This is a genomic window from Mycolicibacterium chlorophenolicum, assembly GCF_001044235.1.
GTDB lineage: Bacteria > Actinomycetota > Actinomycetes > Mycobacteriales > Mycobacteriaceae > Mycobacterium > Mycobacterium chlorophenolicum.
Window position 1 is genome coordinate 1 of the sequence record NZ_JYNL01000021.1, and the last position, 16,805, is coordinate 16,805.

Genomic DNA, 16,805 nt, shown 5'->3' on the forward strand with positions numbered 1-16,805 from the left:
CGCACGCCACCGCCGCCCGCGACGCGCGAACCGCTTCCGGCTGAGGCTGCGCTCGGCTTCGATCTCGCCGAGCCGCCGACGATCGCCCGGGTGTTCGTGGAATGGCGATTCGACCTGATCTTCGGCACGGCGGCGTTCGTCATCGCCGGTATCTACCTTGTTGCGGTGTATCGGCTGTCTCGCCGCGGCGCCCCGTGGTCAACGCGGCGCACCGTGTCGTGGCTGATCGGTTGCCTCGCTTTGCTATTCGCCACTTCATCAGGACTCGGCATGTACATGGCGGCAACGTTCAGCATGCACGCCGTCGCTCAATTGATGCTCACGATAGTGGTGCCGGTGTTGCTCGTGCAGGGCGCACCGGTGNCGGCATGTACATGGCGGCAACGTTCAGCATGCACGCCGTCGCTCAATTGATGCTCACGATAGTGGTGCCGGTGTTGCTCGTGCAGGGCGCACCGGTGACCCTCGCGCTGAAGGCATTGCAGGCAGTCGATCCCAACGGGGTGCCTGGTCCCCGCGAATGGCTTGTCAGCGCGCTGAATTCATCATTGTTGCGTTTCATCGCTCATCCGTGGACGGCGCTCACGCTTCTGGTGGTGGGCGTCTACGGGCTCTGCCTCAAGGTCGTCTTCGATGCCGCCGTGAGCGAACACGCCTCGCACATGCTGATGATCGGGTACTTCCTGCTCAGTGGAGCACTGTTCTTCACCGCTGTTGGCGGTGTGGAGCCGGTGCCACGGTTGATGCCCAAGCGGGGCCGGATCGCGATGCTGTTGTTCGCGCTGTCGCAGTTCGTCATTGCTGGGGTCGTGGTGATGAACATGCGTGAGGTTCTCGGTGGCGCCTTCTACCGCTCCTTGAAACTGAGCTGGCATGCAGACTTGCTGAGCGACCAGCGGTTGGGAGGCCAAGTCATCGCTGCCGGCGGGCTTGTGGCGGTGATGGCGGTGATCGCGGTGCAGATCGTGCCGCGCCGCCGCTCGACTGCGATCGAGCAGATGACGACCACGGCTAGCCTCGGCTCATGACGAGGTACCGCACCGTCGGCATAACGGCCTGCATCGCCCTGGTCCTGGGGCTGAGCGCGTGCAGTGACACCGCCCCCGTATCGCGGCGTGACATCGCCGTCACTCACAACGACGCCGATGTCGCCTTTCTCCAGCAGATGATTCCTCACCATGCTCAGGCCATCGAGATGTCCGATCTCGTGGTGACGAAGTCAGACGCCGACCCACAGGTCGCCGCTCAAGCCGTGTCCATCAGCAGCCGGCAGGCATCCGAGATCGAGATGATGCGGGGCTGGCTGGCGCTGTGGGGTGTGGGCCCGGCCGCCGCGCAGCAGCATCATCCGAACCAGTGCGGCATGGTCTCGTCCGCGGATCTCACGGCGTTGCAGAACGCCGGTGATGCCGCAGCCAACCGCCTGTATCTGGAACTGATGATCGCGCACCACGCAGGGGCGATCAAGATGGCGCGTACCGAGGTCGATGCGGGACATAGCCGCTACGCAACCTACTTCGCACAGGGAATCATTTCCTCGCAGCAACGCGAGATCGACGTGATGCGGTCGATGTCGACCCCCGGCATCGCCGTCGACGAGGCGGCGCCGGCATGTTAGCGCCGATGGCGCCATCCACGTGCCGAGGTGTCGAACCGCTGCGCCCTGGGGCCGCCATCAATCACCGCGGCTATCCGTTCAAGGCCTGTTCGACTGCGGTCTTCAAGTCGTCGTAGCTCCTGAACTCCACTTCGGTTCCGTCGAGGAAGAAGGTCGGTGTGCCCTGGACACCGAGGGCCTTACCGTCAGCCACATCGACATTGACACGATCGAGTGTGGCGGGGTCGTTGTAGGCAGCGTCGAACGCCGCCATGTCCAGCCCAAGTTCGGCGGCGAACCCGCGGAATCGGGAGTCCGCCGGAGTTTGCTGTTCGCCCCACTCACTTTGCGTCTCATACATCTTCTTGTACATGGGCTCGAACTTGTCCTGCTGAGCGGCCGCCTCGACCGCACGCGCCGCCCGCTCTGCATTGAAGTGCGACTGAATGGGGAAGTAGCGGATGACGAAGTTGACGCGGTCCCCGTACTCGGCGCGCAGCTGTTCGACCATCGGGAAGGCCGCGCGGCACGCTTCGCATTCGAAGTCGAGGAACTCGACGAAGGTGACATCGCTATTTGGCACGTTGGTGAGGCGGCGACTGTTTTCCCGGACCAGCTGACCGACGTCTCCACCCTGGGCTTGCGCGGAGCCGGGTGTGTCCTTGTCCTGTGCCGAGAGATAGACGCCAACCCCGATGATCATGGTGATGACCGCGAAGACGGTCAGCAGAATGCGTGTGAGAGGTGCCATTCGAATGCGTCCTTCTTGAGTTTCACCGAACGTCTATGATGCGCCGGAGCAGCCGTCTACCGCAGCTCCGACTCGGACCGTGCCCGCGGTTGAGCATCGCGTGTCCGACTATATACGGAGGAAGACCGTAGATCTGTTATGCCCTCGGTTGGCGGTGCGAGGCTCTGTGGGCGGCGAGGCTCTGGCCTGCCGGTCTCATTTCTCGGTTCTAGTTCTCTTCTGATGATGTCCCCACCCTCCCTGTTTCAAGCAGGCACGCCGTCAACAACCTGTCAGGTCACGACACCTAGCCCGTGACGGCACACTTGCCATCCGCGGGCATGTACGTAGGCGGATAGTAGGAGCCGGTGCTTACCCGGCGTGCCGTCGGCCCTGATGTCCGTGGGGCTGACAAGCTACGCACGTGAAAGCCGTCGTCTCCGGACTTGTCGCTATGACCGTCTTGCTCTTCGCGCCGACGCCCATGGCCGCCGCTGAGATCGGACAGCGCGTCGCGCAGGCAGACGCCTACCTCGCCACCCGTCCCGGCGTAGTGGGCTATGTGCTTCGCGACCGGACAACCGGAGAGACTCACCGCAACGAGGTGGCCAACACGATGATGTGGACCGCATCCACCATCAAGCTGGCGATGGTGGTCGATCTGTTGACTAGGGCACGCGCCGGCCAGATCACCTTGACCCCGGCCGACCGCCAACTCATGGCCGACATGATGCACTCATCGGACAGCGGCGCTGCGGATACGCTTTGGGAACGCTATAGCGGACCGGACAACATGGCGTTCAACCGCAATTTCGCCACGTACGGACTCACTAGCCTGCAACCGCAGCCTGGGTTCAGCAGCACGCACCCGTACTGGGGCTTTCAGAAGGCCACGAGCGAGGACCTCGACCGGCTGATGAACTACACCCTCACGAGCTTGCCTGCGGCCGAAACCGCGGCCATCGTGTCGGAGATGCAACACCTCGATGCCAACCAACAATGGGGAGTCTGGGGAGCGGGCGCGGCCATGACTCCCGGCAACAAGAACGGGTGGTCTCAAGAGCAGGGCGGCTGGGTCGTCAATAGCGTCGGTTTCGCCGGCCCTCGACAGCGCTACACGTTGGCGATCATGAACTCGCTCAACGGGGAAGGCGGCTACGACGATGGCGTGGAAACGACCACCCGCCTGGCGCAAATCCTGCTTGCCCCAGCTTAGTCACCACCAGCGGACCTAGGTGATGTCCGAGACGAGGGACGGTCCGGCCGACGGTACGCGGCGGCGGCAAATCGACGACCTAGTGGTCGATGCTGTCGGCCCGACAGGTGTACCAGCGAGGAAATTCGTTACAGCTCACGCGGACGGAGTTCGTAATTGAGCGGGCACTACCCGACAGTCTGGGAGAACCAGCGACGTGCCGGCGACTTCAGAAGCGTCATGGGGGACTTGGCATTCCGGACCTCGGCCTGCATTCGGCGTGCATGTCGCAATCTTCGTCGCGAGCTCGATGGTGACTCGACCCGTCTGCGCTACCTCCGCACCGTCCGCGTTGGCTACCGTCTCGTCGGGTGATGCGGTCACGCGCGAAGGTGAACGGCTTGGCGCGCTTGCTGATTGGGCGATCTCGGTCAGCTCTCGATAATCCGTACGACGTACGGTGTCATCCCAGCGTGGCGCACTGGTGAGACTTTGATGGGAACGCCAGTTCGTTGCGCCTCGATCATCTGTCCTCCGCCCAAGTAGATCGCTTCGTGTTGACTTCCGCCGGGCCCCCAGAACAACAGGTCGCCGCGTTTAGCCTGAGAGGGAGGAACCTTTCGGCCGGCGTCGTACTGGTCGCCGGACCATCGCGGCAGCAGCACTCCGACGCCGGCGAAGGCGAACCGCGTAAGGCCTGAACAGTCAAAGCCGACGGTGTCCGCTCCCTGGTCGACGCCGCGGGTTGGGCCTGTGAGGCTTCCCCCACCCCAGGAGTAGGGGACACCGATTTGTGTTCCCGCTCGGCGGATGACGTACTCGATCGCTTGGGGACCATTAACGCGATTTCCGCGCACGCTCGTCGACGGATCTGCGGCAGGACTGACGATTCCCAGGCTGCTGAGGAAGTTGCGACCCATATTCATCGCCGTCTGCGTCGCCAAAGCCGTGGCCTGAAGCGATGCGTTCGCGATGGCGACCGGATCACCGGGAGCGCCTGCGCTCGGCAGCTTTGGAAGGAGGGGGTCCCAGGGACCGGCAGCAGGTTGGGCCGACGCGACCGGTGCACATGCGAGCAAAAGCAAGATAACGGTCGCGATAACTGCGGGGAGCCGTCGAGCGAGTCTCGCAATGCGGATCGCCGGGTCGGAACGGTCAGCGCCGGCAGGTGCTTCACCCTTGCCCCGGGCGTGTGATTCCATGTCTTCTCCTCGGTGCGCCGCGCGGCGAGCTACTCCCACGCGCCAATAGCGGGCTGAATCGCGAACGTGAGCGCGGCACAAATACGTACCTACTACGTAGGAAAGATAACTCACATTAGCCCCGTCAGTAACAGCAGTCACATAATTACAGAGGTGGAATTTGCCGCGCGGTTCGCTTCGGCGGGGCGACCGCTGGACGAAGACCGTTTCTACGGCCGGGGAAGAATGCGTGCGGGAAGGTTGCCGGGGTTGAAGGGAAGAGCGCCGAATGGACTGCGCAGCAACAGGTGTCAGCGGCGTTGGGCCGGGAGCCATGTCGGCTCGGTGTCGAGAACTGCGGTTGCTTAGCGGTTGGCATCCCCGGCCTTCATGGTTCGCCTCCACCGCGCCGCATTACCTACGCATAGACACATGCGCATATAACTATGTATTGTGAACTCATGACGAAAGCGGCGACACTGACGACGGTCACTGCGCCGAACCGCACGGCCCGGCCTACCGGGTTCGCGGACGGTGACACAGCTCAGGACGATGATGGCCAATGCAAGTGCTGAAACGACTTTCGACCATGCCGACACCAGTGGGGCCATCTTGTTCGCCGACATGTCTGGCGACACGGCACTCATCGAGATCCACGGCGATCACGTCGCCGCCCACTTCGCAGTCATGGTCAATGTAGCGCTGGGGCCCGGCGACGAGCTGATCAAGACGATGGGTGATGCCGTCATGGTCGCCAGTGCGGACGCGCCTGCCGCGCTGGCCTTCCTGCACCGATTGGGCGTTGCAGCGGGGCTTGCCATGGGCTTTCCGATGCTTTGTGCAGGGGTCAGCGCGGGAACGGTGGTGAGACGGCGCGGCGACGTCTACGGGACGACTGTGAACGCCGCGGCGAGGTTGGCCGCACTCGCCGCACCTGGGCTGATCGTTATCGGTCGCGACGTCGCCACGGCCGCCGCCGATCTCGGCCTTCCCCTCGCAGCACTCGGGCTGGTGAGCGTCAGAAACATGGCCAACCCGATGGAACTGTTCGCAGTGGACATCGGCGGGGAACACCAGCAGCACTTCGACCCGGTGTGCCGGCTACATGTCACCGCCGCGTCCGCCACTGTCACCCGAAGCCGTGACGGCCGAGCCTACCGTCTCTGCTCGACGGATTGCGCCGACCGATTCGACACACGGGCCGGATCTGCAAGCGAGTCTTCGGTCGCGCAGTAGTCACTGTTTGTCACACAACGGTTACGAAATGAATGGAGGGGCCAGGATGGCAACGGCGGCACTGGTGTTCTACGGAATGTTTATCGTTTTGGGGTTCGGGTGGCGTAGCTATCGGCAGTGGCGCCGCACTGGGTCCACGGGTATGCGTGGCTTCCATGGACGGCCGGGGTCGTTAGAGTGGCTTGCCGGTGCCGGCTTCGTGGTGGCAATTGTGGCGGGTGCGCTCGCGCCGATGCTCCAGGTAGCCGGTCTGCTGTCGCCTGTCGTCACGCTCGACGCCCCCTTATTTGCGGCGCTCGGGACGGTGGCGGCGGTGGTGGGTATCGCCGCGACATTGTGGGCGCAAGAGTCGATGGGTGACTCGTGGCGCATCGGCGTCGACGCCGGCGAAACCACCCGACTCGTCGAGGGTGGGATGTTTGGGTGGGTGCGCAACCCCATCTTCACCGCCATGCTGGTATTCGGCGCCGGCGTAGCGCTGATGGCACCAAATCCATTGGCGCTCATTGGCTTCGTCCTGTTGCTGACGTCGATCGAGTTGCAGGTCCGCTTCGTGGAGGAACCGTATCTGCATCGCACGCACAGCGAGCGCTACCGCGATTACGTCAGCCGCGTAGGACGCTTCGTTCCGCGCATCGGATGATCACCGGCCGGGGGACCGTCGGCTTGATGGCGCCTGTGCCCGTGAAAGCCACATCGCTGCGCGGTTGTCGTCGTGAGCGACGGCACACAACGGTGACCCGTTCCATGTGGAGCGACACGCCATCGAAGCCCGTTTCTCAGGAGTCGCGTCCGGCGATCATGACGACACCGACGCAAGGAAACCTCGAACGATGAGCCACCCGCACCCGGGTAGGTCCGCAGACGACGACGCCCAACCGCGATGGGGCGGTGCGGCGCTCCTCCGGCCCGGAGTGCTGGCGTTCGCCGGATCCATCGGCGCCACCGATACCCACGCTCACCACGCCGTGCAAATCATCACGGCGGCTACGCCATTGACGGTCACCGATGAGCAGGGGGCGTCACACACGGGCACGAAAGTGGTAGTGCCTGCCGACGCGGCCCATCGAATCCGGGCCGGCGCCCAGGACGGCACGGTGGTGTTCCTGGAGCCCGAATCAGCGCCGGGACGAGCTGCGCACCTACGCGCGATCGACTCCGGATGGGCCATCAGCTCGGCGCTCGCCTCTACTGCGCGCCGACCGCTTGCCACAGTGGTCGCCGAACTGGTGGCAGACCTATCACCCGTCACGTTCGAACACGATGTGCCGGCGCGACACTCCTCGGTCGATCATGCATTGCGGTTGCTGCCAGCTCTTGTAGCAGCCGGCCCCGTGAGGGGGGCCGAACTCGCGGCACGGGTGGGCCTTTCGGCGAGCCGCTTCACTCACCTGTTCACCGCGCAGGTCGGAATCCCGCTGTGGCGCTACGTGTTGTGGTCACGGCTGAGGGTTGCGATCACCCTGGTCCAAGGCGGGGACGACCTGACTGGCGCCGCGCACGGTGCAGGCTTCGCTGACAGTGCCCACCTCACTCGCACCACCCGCGAGATGTTCGGTCTGCCGCCCTCGGTGCTGAGTCGGCACGTGTCCTGGGACCTCGACCCCAGCAGCTAGCCGAATCATTCAAGCCCTGGCCCGGCGGCTACCGCGACGATCAAGGCATGAGTACAACTTCCCCTACGGCTTCGACGTCCACCACCGCGCTCCAGGCAGTGGCCCGCTACGGCTACGTGCCGTTCATGCTGATCGGCCTCAACGGCGCGGGCATCGCCGTGGCCGCCGCGGGCGCCCCAAAATTTTGGCTGGTCGCGATTCTGGCGGTTGCGATCGCCACGGGGTTCCTGGTGGAGCGGATCATTCCGTATGACCCGGAGTGGAACCACGATCGAGCCGATGGCACACGGGACCGCATCCACGTGGCGGTCAACGAGACCCTCATTCTGGCCAGCGTCGCCGCGATCCCGCTGCTCGCGGCCATCGTCCCCGCGCCCCGGTTGTGGCCACACAGTTGGCCATTCGTCGCGCAGGTTCTTACCGCGATCCTGGTCGCCGACTTTGGCATTACCGTGGTACATCTGGCCAGCCACAAGGTCGGCGTGCTGTGGCGCTTCCACGCGGTGCACCACAGCGTCACCCGCTTCTACGGCCTCAACGGCCTGATGAAACACCCGCTGCACCAAACCGTGGAGATGACCGCCGGCGTCGTTCCCCTGATCCTGATCGGGCTGCCCGTCGATGTCGCATCAGCCCTCGCCCTGGCCGTCGCGATTCAACTGCTGCTGCAACACTCCAACGCCGAGTACCGCATCGGCCCCGCCAAGTACGTCCTGGCCCTCAACGAAGGCCACCGATTCCACCACCTCAAATGGGCCGGCATCGGTGACGTCAACTTCGGGCTGTTCACCCTGGTGTGGGATCACCTCATGCGGACCTTCTCCTATGACCCCGCCCGACGATTCGATTCCACCCAGCTGGGTATGGCTGCCAAGCCTGATTACCCCAACAGCTATCTGCGCCAAATGATCTACCCATTCACTGGACGCGGCGGGTGTGCGTCGGAGGCCACCACGACGCCGAACGGCGCCACTCAGACGTCGACCCCCGACCCGGCCTCGAAGAATCGCTGCTGACCGGCTCATCGCGTGCGGCGACAAGAAGAAGGCTGCCTCGCTGGCAGCGCCCCGGCGACGTGCGGTGGCACTGCAGATTCTCCGACTCGGCCCCGTGTTGATCAGGATTGCGCAAGCCCTTCCACGGACATATCAACGTACTTTAGTATGTGGATATGACGGAGCCGGTGGACACTTGCGATCTCCTCTGTTTGGACCTGCCGCGCGCGGAGTCCATCCGGGCCACGGTTCCAGACCCCGCCACCATTCAAGCCGCCGCCGCGGCGGCGCGCGGCCTGAGCGATGCGACCCGGTTGTCCATTGCGGCCGCACTCGCCGCCGGTGACGAGCTGTGCGTTTGCGACATGGCCTGGGTGGTCGGACTGCCGCAGGGCTTGGTCTCACACCACCTGCGCCAACTCAAGAACGCGTCGCTGGTGTCCTCGCGGCGTCAGGGCAAGTTGGTGATGTACCAGCTGACCGAGCGTGGCCGCCAGCTGACCGACTCGGTGCTCGCCAGTGCGGTCGCGCTTACGGGGAAGGAATCCGATTGTGTCTGATGCGTGCTGCGGGCCGCGCGACGACGCCGAACTCGACGCAGGTCCCGAGAAGCTTTGGCAAGTAAGAGAGTTGCAGTTCGCGGTGCTCGCGGCGGTCCTGTTGAGCGTGGGCTGGATCGTGGGGCGGTTCGGCGGCTATGAGGGTGTCGTAGAAGCCGTCGAGCTGGCGGCTGTAGCCGCCGGCGCCATCACGTTCGTGCCGGATGCGGCCCGTAACCTGCGACACGGTCGCATCGGGGTTGGCACGTTGATGACGATCGCCGCGATCGGCGCAGTCGCTCTGGGCCAATTCGCCGAGGCAGCACTGCTCGGCATCCTGTTCTCAATCGCCGAAGGGCTGGAGCACTACGCCGTCAGCCGCACCCGCCGCGGGCTTCGCTCCCTGTTGTCTCTTGTGCCGCCGAAAGCCTCGGTGCTACGGCACGGCACCGAAACAACCGTGGCCCCCGGCGAACTCGTCGTCGGTGACGTCATGGTGATCCGGCCTGGTGAACGGGCCGCCACTGATGGCACCATTCGGTCCGGTCAGACGAGCCTGGATCTGTCGGCGATCACGGGCGAGTCGCTGCCCGTCGAAGCCGGCCCCGGCAGCGACGTGTTCGCCGGTGCCATCAACGGCGGTGGAGCGATCGAGGTGGAAGTCACCGCCCTGGCCGCCGACAGCTCATTAGCGCGCATCGTGCACATCGTCGAAGAAGCCCAAGAACGTAAAGGCGCCGGTCAACGACTGGCCGACAGGATCGCCCGTCCGCTGGTGCCGGCGATCATGGCGTTGGCCGCGGCCATCGCCGCGGTTGGCGCGGTGTTCGGTGACCCGATGCTGTGGCTGGAGCGGGCGCTGGTGGTGCTGGTGGCTGCCTCACCGTGCGCGCTGGCGATCGCCGTCCCGCTGACCGTGGTCGCGGCCATCGGGGCCGCCAGCCGCCATGGCGCCCTGATCAAGGGCGGCGCCGCAGTCGAAGAACTCGGCCGCATCAAGGTCGTCGCCCTGGACAAGACCGGCACCCTCACGCGCAACCAGCCCCGCGTCATCGACGTCATCACCACCGACGACTTCAGCGACGATGATGCCTTGAGGTGGGCAGCTGCGTTGGAGACACGCAGTGAACACCCACTCGCACAAGCGATTCTGACTGCCGCCGGTGATCCGCCGATCGCCAGCGACGTGACCGCAGTGCCCGGCCATGGTCTGCATGGTGAGCTCGACGGCTACCGGCTGCGCCTCGGTAAGCCCTCCTGGGTAACGCCTGGACCACTCGCCGACGACATCGAGCGGTTGCAGGCAGCCGGCGCGACCGTGGTGGTGCTGGCCCGAGACGAACAGCCGGTCGCCGCCATCGCGGTGCGCGATGAACTTCGCCCCGAAGCCGCCGACACCGTGCGGCTGCTTACACGCCTGGGCCTCACGGTGGCGATGCTCACCGGTGACAACGCCCGCACCGCCGAAGCAGTGGCCGCCGAGGCCGGCATCACGAACGTGCACTCCGAGCTGCTTCCCGAGGACAAAGCAGCTCTACTGCGAACCATTGCACAAGGCCGCCCCATCGCCATGGTCGGCGACGGCATCAACGACGCCCCCGCGCTGGCCACCGCCGACATCGGCATCGCCATGGGCGCCATGGGCACCGACGTCGCCATCGAAACCGCCGACGTCGCCCTGATGGGTGAAGACCTTCGCCACCTACCCCAGGTACTGGCCCACTCGCGGCGTGCCCGGGGAATCATGGTGCAGAACATCGCATTCTCGCTGGCCATCATCGCCGTCCTGATACCGCTAGCCGCATTCGGTGTCCTGGGCTTGGCCACCGTGGTCCTGATCCACGAAACCGCCGAAGTACTGGTCATCCTCAACGCCATCCGCGCCGCGCGCATCGCCGCCCTCCCTGGCGTGACAACGTCGTCGCCACGATCAACGACTCATGCCATCGACATCGGCCCGGCACCCACCCTCGACGACCCCTGCTGTGGTCCCCAACGGTCGACGCCGCCCTCAGCCACCAAACTCAACTCCCCATTGGTCGCGGCAGATGTTGCACCAAACGACCACGGATGTGACTGCTGCGCTCCCGCCGGACCTCCACTGGCCGACGACCCGACCGCATCCATAAGGGCCAACCACCGATAGCCCACCACTTTCCGCACGACAGGAGTCGACTCGATGCCACGAATTGGCGAGCGTGCCCGGCGGGTCTATCGAGGTGAGATGACCGCTGCGAAATATGCGACCAGCCCCGCGGCCAGGTGGCGACATCTGGAGCGCGCACACATTGTCTCGCAACCGGATCCGTGGCTACACACCTGCAGCCACGCCGCGATGCTGAGGTTGGCGCTAGGCCAGCACGACCGCCGCGAAGCCATCGGCCAGGTCCTACGCCTGATGGTCGCCGCCCCTGGCTCACTGACCGGCCGCTATCCCGTCGGCAACACCGGCCGCGTGACGGCCGGCCTCATGACACCCATGCCCATTCCCGACGACCTCGCCGCCCTCACCAACAGATGAAACCGACGGCGCCGCTTACCAAACGCCTGCCGGAACGACCCCGCTGGGCTGTCGCGGCCGCAACGGGGATCACCGCTGTGACGCTGGGCCTGGGATGGTGGGCCTTCGACCTACTGACAATGACGATCTTCACCGCCGGATTTGCCGGCGGCCTCCTGCTGTGGCTGTTCTTCCCCGCCGGCGGGCTCTGGGCAGATGTCCGAATGCCATTCTGGATTGCGTTGAGCCTCTTCCTACTTCACCGCGTCGAAGAAAAGCAGATGGAGTTCTTCGCGTTTCTGGCGACGGTTACCGGAACCTCCAAACCCTCCGCGACATCCCTGCCAGTCCTGCTGCTCGTCGCGGTGTCGGTTGGCGCTTGGCTGCTGACACCCATCCTGATGCGCCGCAACCACCCCCTAGGTCGTTACCTGGCCTGGACATTCTTCGCCTCCATGGGTCTGACTGAACTCGCTCACTTCGCCGTCTTTCCCTGGCTGAACCCCAGCGGAATCACTGCCTACGTCCCTGGAATGTGGACAGTCCTCGCTCTTGCTCCCGTCGCATGGTGGGGCATGTGGCGACTTGTTCGCGGCTGAGGGACGGGCGTCTTGACAACCCCGAAAGCGACATGCCGAGGCTGGCGTCATCCCAGATAAGGTCGGCCGCCAGAGCGACAGAAGGAGCGGATGCGCCCCGGTGGCCGCTATGCGTTGCGGCGCTTCGATAGTCGCGGCGTGCGGCGCGAACGATCGGTGCCATAACGCGACGCGGTGCGGCACGGCTGGGATCCGCCGCGGTGCAGGCAGCGCTGCTTGGCGACCAGCCCACGCCGTGGTGAGTCTGGCCCTCACCTGGAGGGGCGTGGCTGGTGTGTCGGCTGGGGGCAGGCTGGGCGGCGGTACGTGGCCGTAGCGGGCGGTGTCGCAACACGTTGTTTACGAACTTTCCCGACGCTGCGGCGGCTGGCAGCGCGCGTAGTCTCGATGGCGTGGGGGCTCATGACAGAGAGGCGACACCGCAGGCACCGGCGGCGATGCTGGCTACTTTGGGACATCCTCCGGCTGGGGGCGAGTTTCGCTGTAGTGGTGAAGCACGGCGGGCAGCACATCTGAACGTCGCCGAGCGCACCTGAGTCTCCTAGCCCGCGCGGCCATGTGGGCCGTCATGCTGGCTTTCGTCTCGGCCACAGGAAATTTTCGTTGCGTGTTGCGCGCAATCTTCATCGAATCTTTGTCGAACCAGCACTGCAGGCTTATCGATCACCGGAAGGGTGAGTGATTGAGATGACTAGCCTGACGGATGCGGGATGGGGATGGCGAGGACAGCGCAGGTCGCAGGACATCGGAGCCGCTCCGGTAACACTGAACGAGAGACGCTATGACGAAGTCGACGATTCTCGACGTACACGGATTGAACTGGGCAAGTTCGACGGCGGTGGTGGAGGCCACTCTGCTTAGACGTCCGGGCGTGACGTCGGTCGAAGCCAATGCGGTAAATCAAACGGCGACAGTTGTTTACGACCCGACGACGACCTCGGTCGCTGACCTGGCCGGGTGGATACGTGACTGCGGCTTCCACTGCGCGGGGCGGTCGGTGCCGGACCACGTCTGCGATCCGTCCGAGCCCCATCACCACCCATCGGCCACCCTGGACGAGCAGCCAACGTCGGCTCCGTCGCCGACAGCCGGGGAGGTGCATGCGCATGAGGCCGCGCCGGCACGAACTCCGCAAGAAGCGATGGGTCACGGCGGCGGACACGCCGGCATGTCGATGGATCACATGGTCCGCGATATGCGCAACCGATTCCTAGTAGCGCTCGCGTTGTCGATCCCGATCATGCTGTGGTCGCCGATGGGCCGCGACATGTTCGGGTTCACCGTGCCTGCGCCGTTCGGGCTCCGCGATGACGTGTTCACCCTGTTGCTGAGCCTGCCGGTCGTCTTCTACTCGGCGTGGATCTTCTTCGACGGTGCCTGGCGAGCGCTACGGGCCCGCACCTTGGACATGATGGTGCTCGTTGCCGTGGCGGTCGGCGCAGGCTGGCTCTACAGCCTCGGGGTGACGCTGACCGGCGGCGGTGAGGTGTTCTATGAGGCCGCCTCGGTGCTGACGGCGTTCGTCCTGTTGGGCCACTGGTTCGAGATGCGAGCTCGCGGTGGCGCGAACGATGCAATTCGCACCCTGCTCGAGCTGGCGCCCCCGGTGGCAGTTGTGCTGCGCGACGGTGAGCCGGTGGAAACTCCCACCGCCGAGGTGGCAGTGGGTGACCTCCTGCTCATCCGCCCAGGTGCCAAGATTCCCGTCGACGGCACGGTGGCCGAGGGAACGTCAGACGTCGACGAGTCGATGGTCACCGGGGAAAGCCTGCCGGTGTCAAAGGCGCCGGACTCGAAGGTGATTGGCGCCTCGATCAACACCACCGGCACGTTGCGGGTCCTGGCTACGAAGGTCGGCTCCGACACGGTCTTGGCTCAGATCGTCGCGATGGTTCAGGAAGCGCAGAACTCCAAAGCCCCAGGGCAGCGGTTCGCCGACCGGGCAGCGTTCTGGCTGGTTCTGGTGGCGCTGATCGGCGGCACTGCCACCTTCCTAGTGTGGTGGGCGGTCGGCGCCGGTGTCCAGACCGCGTTGCTGTTCGCCATCACCGTCGTGGTCATCACCTGTCCCGATGCGCTGGGACTCGCGACTCCGACCGCGATCATGGTGGGCACCGGGTTGGGCGCCAAGCGGGGAGTGTTGTTCAAGAATGCGACCGCGCTGGAGACGTCGGCGCGCATCGATACCGTCGTCATGGACAAGACCGGCACGTTGACCAAGGGCGAGCCTGAAGTGACCGACGTCGTCGTCGACGGCATTCCAGAGGATCAAGTACTCGCCATGGTGGCTGCGGTCGAAACTGAGTCCGAGCATCCGCTGGCGGGGGCGATCGTGCGTTACGCGGCCGCGCACGGGATCGCTTCGGCGTCACTGACTGGTTTCCGTAACGTGCCCGGTCACGGAGCTGTCGCGACGGTAGATGGGCGCCGCGTTGCCGTCGGCAATCGCAAGCTGATGGTCGAGGAGGACGTCGAGTTCGGCGTGTTGATGCAACGCCGCGACGAACTCGCCGCCAGCGGACGCACGGCGGTCTTGGTAAGCGTCGACGGCCGGGGAGTCGGTGTCATCGCCTTGGCAGACGCCGTGCGCGAGACGTCTGCCGAAGCGGTGTCCGCGCTGCACGACCTCGGTGTCGAGGTGGTCATGCTCAGTGGCGACAACCAGGCCACCGCCGATCGCATCGCCGCGCAACTGGGAATCGACACGGTGATCGCCGAGGTGCTGCCCGGTGACAAGGCAGCCAAGATCGCTGAGCTGCAACGACAGGGCAAGAAGGTCGCCATGGTCGGTGACGGCGTCAACGACGCACCGGCGCTGGCCCAAGCTGATCTCGGCGTGGCTATCGGTGCAGGCACCGACGTCGCCATCGAAACCGCAGATCTGGTGTTGATGCGATCAGACCCGCTCGATGTCGCGATCGCGCTGCGGATCGGCCGGGGCACGCTACGAAAGATGCGGCAGAACCTTGGTTGGGCGGTCGGCTACAACGTGATCGCATTGCCCATCGCGGCTGGGGTGTTCGTACCTTCGCTCGGCTTGGTGCTGCGGCCCGAGATCGCTGCCCTCTCCATGTCAGGTTCCAGCTTCATCGTGGCCGTCAATGCGTTGATGCTGAAGAGATTGAAGCTTCCCGTACCGGCGTCAGCAGAGGCGGGCGCCACGTCGTGACGCTCCGCGTGCCGTCGCTGTTCTGTCCGGTGCTGTCAGGGGTGTGAGGGACTAGGCGGGTGTGGCCGCGGTCTGCAGTGAGTCGATGGCGGCCTGCATCTTTCGCGTCACTTCGTCGGCGATGTCACGCAAAGCCGGCTCGCCGGTCACCTCCACCAGTATCTGCGGGTTCATCGCCTCGACGATGACAGAGGTGTCGTCTGCACGGTCGGCTCGGACAACGACGTTGCAGGGCAGCAGCAGGCCGATTTGACGGTCCACATTCACTGCCCGGTGAGCCAATGGTGGGTTGCAGGCACCCAGAATGAGGTACTCCTCCACGTCCTCGCCCAGCTTCGCCTTGAGAGTCGCCTTCATATCGATCTCGGTCAGGACGCCAAAACCCTGCTCTGTCAGGGCGGCTCGGGTGCGCGCAACGGCGTCGGCGAACGACGTGTGCAGCGCTGTCGACAGTGCGATGGTCATGCGGTCCTCTCAATGGTCCTGTGGGGCGAACACAGCCAAGGCTGCGCCGCGGACCTCCCGACGCCAAGGGCGGTTGCCGTTCTTTATCGAATCTTCATAGAACGACTAGTCGGGCCATACCGGCGCCGCGAATGCTCGAAGACAGGTCGGGATACCCGCGCGTCAACTGGGCGCGCTGCAGCCGCATCGACCGTGAGACCCAGGAAGGGACTTGTTGTGATGAAGAGGAAGACGCTGGCCGTCGGTGCGGCCACCTTGGCGGCGCTGGTCACCGTTGGTGCATGTAGTGATACCAGCACTACGCAGGGAGATTCGTCGTCGTCGGTGTCGGCGCCCTCGTCGACATCGGCCACCGAAGCCCACAATCAGGCTGATGCCATGTTCACCCAGCACATGATCCCGCATCACCAACAGGCCATCGAGATGAGCGACATGCTGCTGGGTAAGCAGGGAATCGACCCGCGAGTGGTGGACCTGGCCAAGCAGATCAAAGCTGCTCAGGGGCCCGAGATCGAACAGATGCAGGCCTGGCTCACGCAGTGGGGCATGTCCACGATGCCGATGATGCCCGGGATGGACGGCATGCCCGGTCACAGTGGGATGCCCAGCGCCAGTGCCGCGCCCAGCGAATCCGGTACGCCGACTCAATCGATGATGCCTGGAATGCCGGGCATGCCCGGTATGGGTGATATGCCGGGGATGGAGGGCATGATGTCCGAGGAGGACATGGCCGCATTGCAAAACGCCCAGGGGGTGGAAGCCTCCAAGTTGTACCTGACGCAGATGGTCAAGCATCACGAGGGTGCAATTACTATGGCGCAGAATGAGATCAAGGACGGCCAGTTCCCCGATACGGTCGCGTTGGCACGCTCGATCGTCACCAGCCAGCAGCAGGAGATCGACACCATGAACAAGATCCTGGCCTCGTTGTAGAAGTCAGGGCATGGCTGCGTGTCGCGCGAGTCATGTTTCATGACAGCGTT

At 64.7% G+C, this 16,805-nt stretch carries 17 protein-coding genes; 14 read left to right on the forward strand and 3 right to left on the reverse strand.

What is annotated here, in order from left to right:
• Nucleotides 1-90: 90 nt before the first annotated feature.
• From MCHLDSM_RS39245 to MCHLDSM_RS11960, 3 genes are all read left to right on the forward strand, one after another.
• Nucleotides 91-363, forward strand: a 273-nt coding sequence (locus MCHLDSM_RS39245; RefSeq protein WP_234713959.1) for a cytochrome c oxidase assembly protein, incomplete at its 3' end; no start/stop codon positions are given.
• 29 nt (nt 364-392) lie between these two features.
• Entirely contained in the window at nt 393-1,028 is a 636-nt protein-coding gene (locus tag MCHLDSM_RS39250; protein WP_327083152.1) for a cytochrome c oxidase assembly protein, read from the forward strand.
• Nucleotides 1,025-1,618 carry a DUF305 domain-containing protein gene (locus MCHLDSM_RS11960; RefSeq protein WP_011767879.1) on the forward strand — a complete coding sequence of 198 codons (594 nt, stop codon included), beginning with the start codon at nt 1,025-1,027 and terminating at the stop codon, nt 1,616-1,618. Before MCHLDSM_RS39250 ends, MCHLDSM_RS11960 begins: the two co-directional genes overlap by 4 nt.
• A gap of 70 nt (nt 1,619-1,688) precedes the next feature.
• Here the strand turns inward: MCHLDSM_RS11960 and MCHLDSM_RS11965 are convergent, their stop codons facing one another.
• Nucleotides 1,689-2,348: a DsbA family protein gene (locus MCHLDSM_RS11965; protein ID WP_011767880.1), complete on the reverse strand. Its 660-nt coding sequence runs from the start codon at nt 2,346-2,348 to the stop codon at nt 1,689-1,691.
• 433 nt (nt 2,349-2,781) lie between these two features.
• Here MCHLDSM_RS11965 and MCHLDSM_RS11970 point away from each other — a divergent pair, with 433 nt between their 5' ends.
• A complete protein-coding gene (locus MCHLDSM_RS11970) occupies nt 2,782-3,543 on the forward strand; it encodes a serine hydrolase (protein WP_011767881.1) in 762 nt (253 codons plus the stop codon).
• A gap of 410 nt (nt 3,544-3,953) precedes the next feature.
• Here the strand turns inward: MCHLDSM_RS11970 and ripB are convergent, their stop codons facing one another.
• The gene (ripB, locus tag MCHLDSM_RS35970; protein WP_011767882.1) at nt 3,954-4,724 is read right to left on the reverse strand and encodes an NlpC/P60 family peptidoglycan endopeptidase RipB; all 771 of its coding nucleotides are present in this window, start codon (nt 4,722-4,724) and stop codon (nt 3,954-3,956) included.
• A 513-nt stretch (nt 4,725-5,237) separates the two neighbouring features.
• On the opposite strand from ripB, the gene MCHLDSM_RS11975 reads away from it, so the two are divergent.
• The 9 genes from MCHLDSM_RS11975 to MCHLDSM_RS12015 all read left to right on the forward strand — a co-directional run bounded on the left by MCHLDSM_RS11975 (nt 5,238) and on the right by MCHLDSM_RS12015 (nt 15,357).
• Nucleotides 5,238-5,939 (forward strand): adenylate cyclase, encoded by a 702-nt coding sequence (locus tag MCHLDSM_RS11975; RefSeq protein ID WP_233211213.1) that lies wholly within the window; start codon nt 5,238-5,240, stop codon nt 5,937-5,939.
• A gap of 46 nt (nt 5,940-5,985) precedes the next feature.
• Nucleotides 5,986-6,582: a methyltransferase family protein gene (locus MCHLDSM_RS11980; RefSeq protein ID WP_011767884.1), complete on the forward strand. Its 597-nt coding sequence runs from the start codon at nt 5,986-5,988 to the stop codon at nt 6,580-6,582.
• A gap of 190 nt (nt 6,583-6,772) precedes the next feature.
• Nucleotides 6,773-7,555: a helix-turn-helix domain-containing protein gene (locus MCHLDSM_RS11985; protein WP_011767885.1), complete on the forward strand. Its 783-nt coding sequence runs from the start codon at nt 6,773-6,775 to the stop codon at nt 7,553-7,555.
• A gap of 47 nt (nt 7,556-7,602) precedes the next feature.
• Nucleotides 7,603-8,571: a sterol desaturase family protein gene (locus MCHLDSM_RS11990; RefSeq protein ID WP_011767886.1), complete on the forward strand. Its 969-nt coding sequence runs from the start codon at nt 7,603-7,605 to the stop codon at nt 8,569-8,571.
• 155 nt (nt 8,572-8,726) lie between these two features.
• The gene (locus tag MCHLDSM_RS11995; RefSeq protein WP_011767887.1) at nt 8,727-9,110 is read left to right on the forward strand and encodes an ArsR/SmtB family transcription factor; all 384 of its coding nucleotides are present in this window, start codon (nt 8,727-8,729) and stop codon (nt 9,108-9,110) included.
• Complete coding sequence (locus MCHLDSM_RS12000; protein ID WP_011767888.1) at nt 9,103-11,235, forward strand: heavy metal translocating P-type ATPase; 2,133 nt, start codon at nt 9,103-9,105, stop codon at nt 11,233-11,235. Before MCHLDSM_RS11995 ends, MCHLDSM_RS12000 begins: the two co-directional genes overlap by 8 nt.
• 33 nt (nt 11,236-11,268) lie before the next feature.
• Nucleotides 11,269-11,610, forward strand: a complete 342-nt coding sequence (locus tag MCHLDSM_RS12005; RefSeq protein ID WP_011767889.1) for a DUF3703 domain-containing protein — start codon at nt 11,269-11,271, stop codon at nt 11,608-11,610.
• 77 nt (nt 11,611-11,687) lie between these two features.
• Nucleotides 11,688-12,188 (forward strand): hypothetical protein, encoded by a 501-nt coding sequence (locus MCHLDSM_RS12010; RefSeq protein ID WP_011767890.1) that lies wholly within the window; start codon nt 11,688-11,690, stop codon nt 12,186-12,188.
• Nucleotides 12,189-12,969: 781 nt separating this feature from the next.
• Complete coding sequence (locus MCHLDSM_RS12015; RefSeq protein ID WP_011767891.1) at nt 12,970-15,357, forward strand: heavy metal translocating P-type ATPase; 2,388 nt, start codon at nt 12,970-12,972, stop codon at nt 15,355-15,357.
• Between the two features lie 51 nt (nt 15,358-15,408).
• Here MCHLDSM_RS12015 and MCHLDSM_RS12020 read toward each other — a convergent pair whose 3' ends face one another.
• Complete coding sequence (locus MCHLDSM_RS12020; RefSeq protein ID WP_011767892.1) at nt 15,409-15,822, reverse strand: DUF302 domain-containing protein; 414 nt, start codon at nt 15,820-15,822, stop codon at nt 15,409-15,411.
• A 219-nt stretch (nt 15,823-16,041) separates the two neighbouring features.
• On the opposite strand from MCHLDSM_RS12020, the gene MCHLDSM_RS12025 reads away from it, so the two are divergent.
• On the forward strand, nt 16,042-16,755 hold the full coding sequence (locus MCHLDSM_RS12025) for a DUF305 domain-containing protein (protein WP_011767893.1): 714 nt from the start codon (nt 16,042-16,044) through the stop codon (nt 16,753-16,755).
• The last annotated feature ends 50 nt before the right edge of the window (nt 16,756-16,805 follow it).

What these genes read in the sequence shown, in the direction of transcription:
- MCHLDSM_RS11990 (WP_011767886.1), top strand. Translation starts at nt 7,603, where the DNA reads ATGAGTACAACTTCCCCTACGGCTTCGACGTCCACCACCGCGCTCCAG.
- MCHLDSM_RS11965 (WP_011767880.1), bottom strand. Translation starts at nt 2,348, where the DNA reads ATGGCACCTCTCACACGCATTCTGCTGACCGTCTTCGCGGTCATCACC.
- ripB (WP_011767882.1), bottom strand. Translation starts at nt 4,724, where the DNA reads ATGGAATCACACGCCCGGGGCAAGGGTGAAGCACCTGCCGGCGCTGAC.
- MCHLDSM_RS12025 (WP_011767893.1), top strand. Translation starts at nt 16,042, where the DNA reads ATGAAGAGGAAGACGCTGGCCGTCGGTGCGGCCACCTTGGCGGCGCTG.
- MCHLDSM_RS11985 (WP_011767885.1), top strand. Translation starts at nt 6,773, where the DNA reads ATGAGCCACCCGCACCCGGGTAGGTCCGCAGACGACGACGCCCAACCG.
- MCHLDSM_RS11995 (WP_011767887.1), top strand. Translation starts at nt 8,727, where the DNA reads ATGACGGAGCCGGTGGACACTTGCGATCTCCTCTGTTTGGACCTGCCG.
- MCHLDSM_RS11960 (WP_011767879.1), top strand. Translation starts at nt 1,025, where the DNA reads ATGACGAGGTACCGCACCGTCGGCATAACGGCCTGCATCGCCCTGGTC.
- MCHLDSM_RS11980 (WP_011767884.1), top strand. Translation starts at nt 5,986, where the DNA reads ATGGCAACGGCGGCACTGGTGTTCTACGGAATGTTTATCGTTTTGGGG.
- MCHLDSM_RS11970 (WP_011767881.1), top strand. Translation starts at nt 2,782, where the DNA reads ATGACCGTCTTGCTCTTCGCGCCGACGCCCATGGCCGCCGCTGAGATC.
- MCHLDSM_RS12005 (WP_011767889.1), top strand. Translation starts at nt 11,269, where the DNA reads ATGCCACGAATTGGCGAGCGTGCCCGGCGGGTCTATCGAGGTGAGATG.
- MCHLDSM_RS12020 (WP_011767892.1), bottom strand. Translation starts at nt 15,822, where the DNA reads ATGACCATCGCACTGTCGACAGCGCTGCACACGTCGTTCGCCGACGCC.
- MCHLDSM_RS39250 (WP_327083152.1), top strand. Translation starts at nt 393, where the DNA reads ATGCACGCCGTCGCTCAATTGATGCTCACGATAGTGGTGCCGGTGTTG.
- MCHLDSM_RS12015 (WP_011767891.1), top strand. Translation starts at nt 12,970, where the DNA reads ATGACGAAGTCGACGATTCTCGACGTACACGGATTGAACTGGGCAAGT.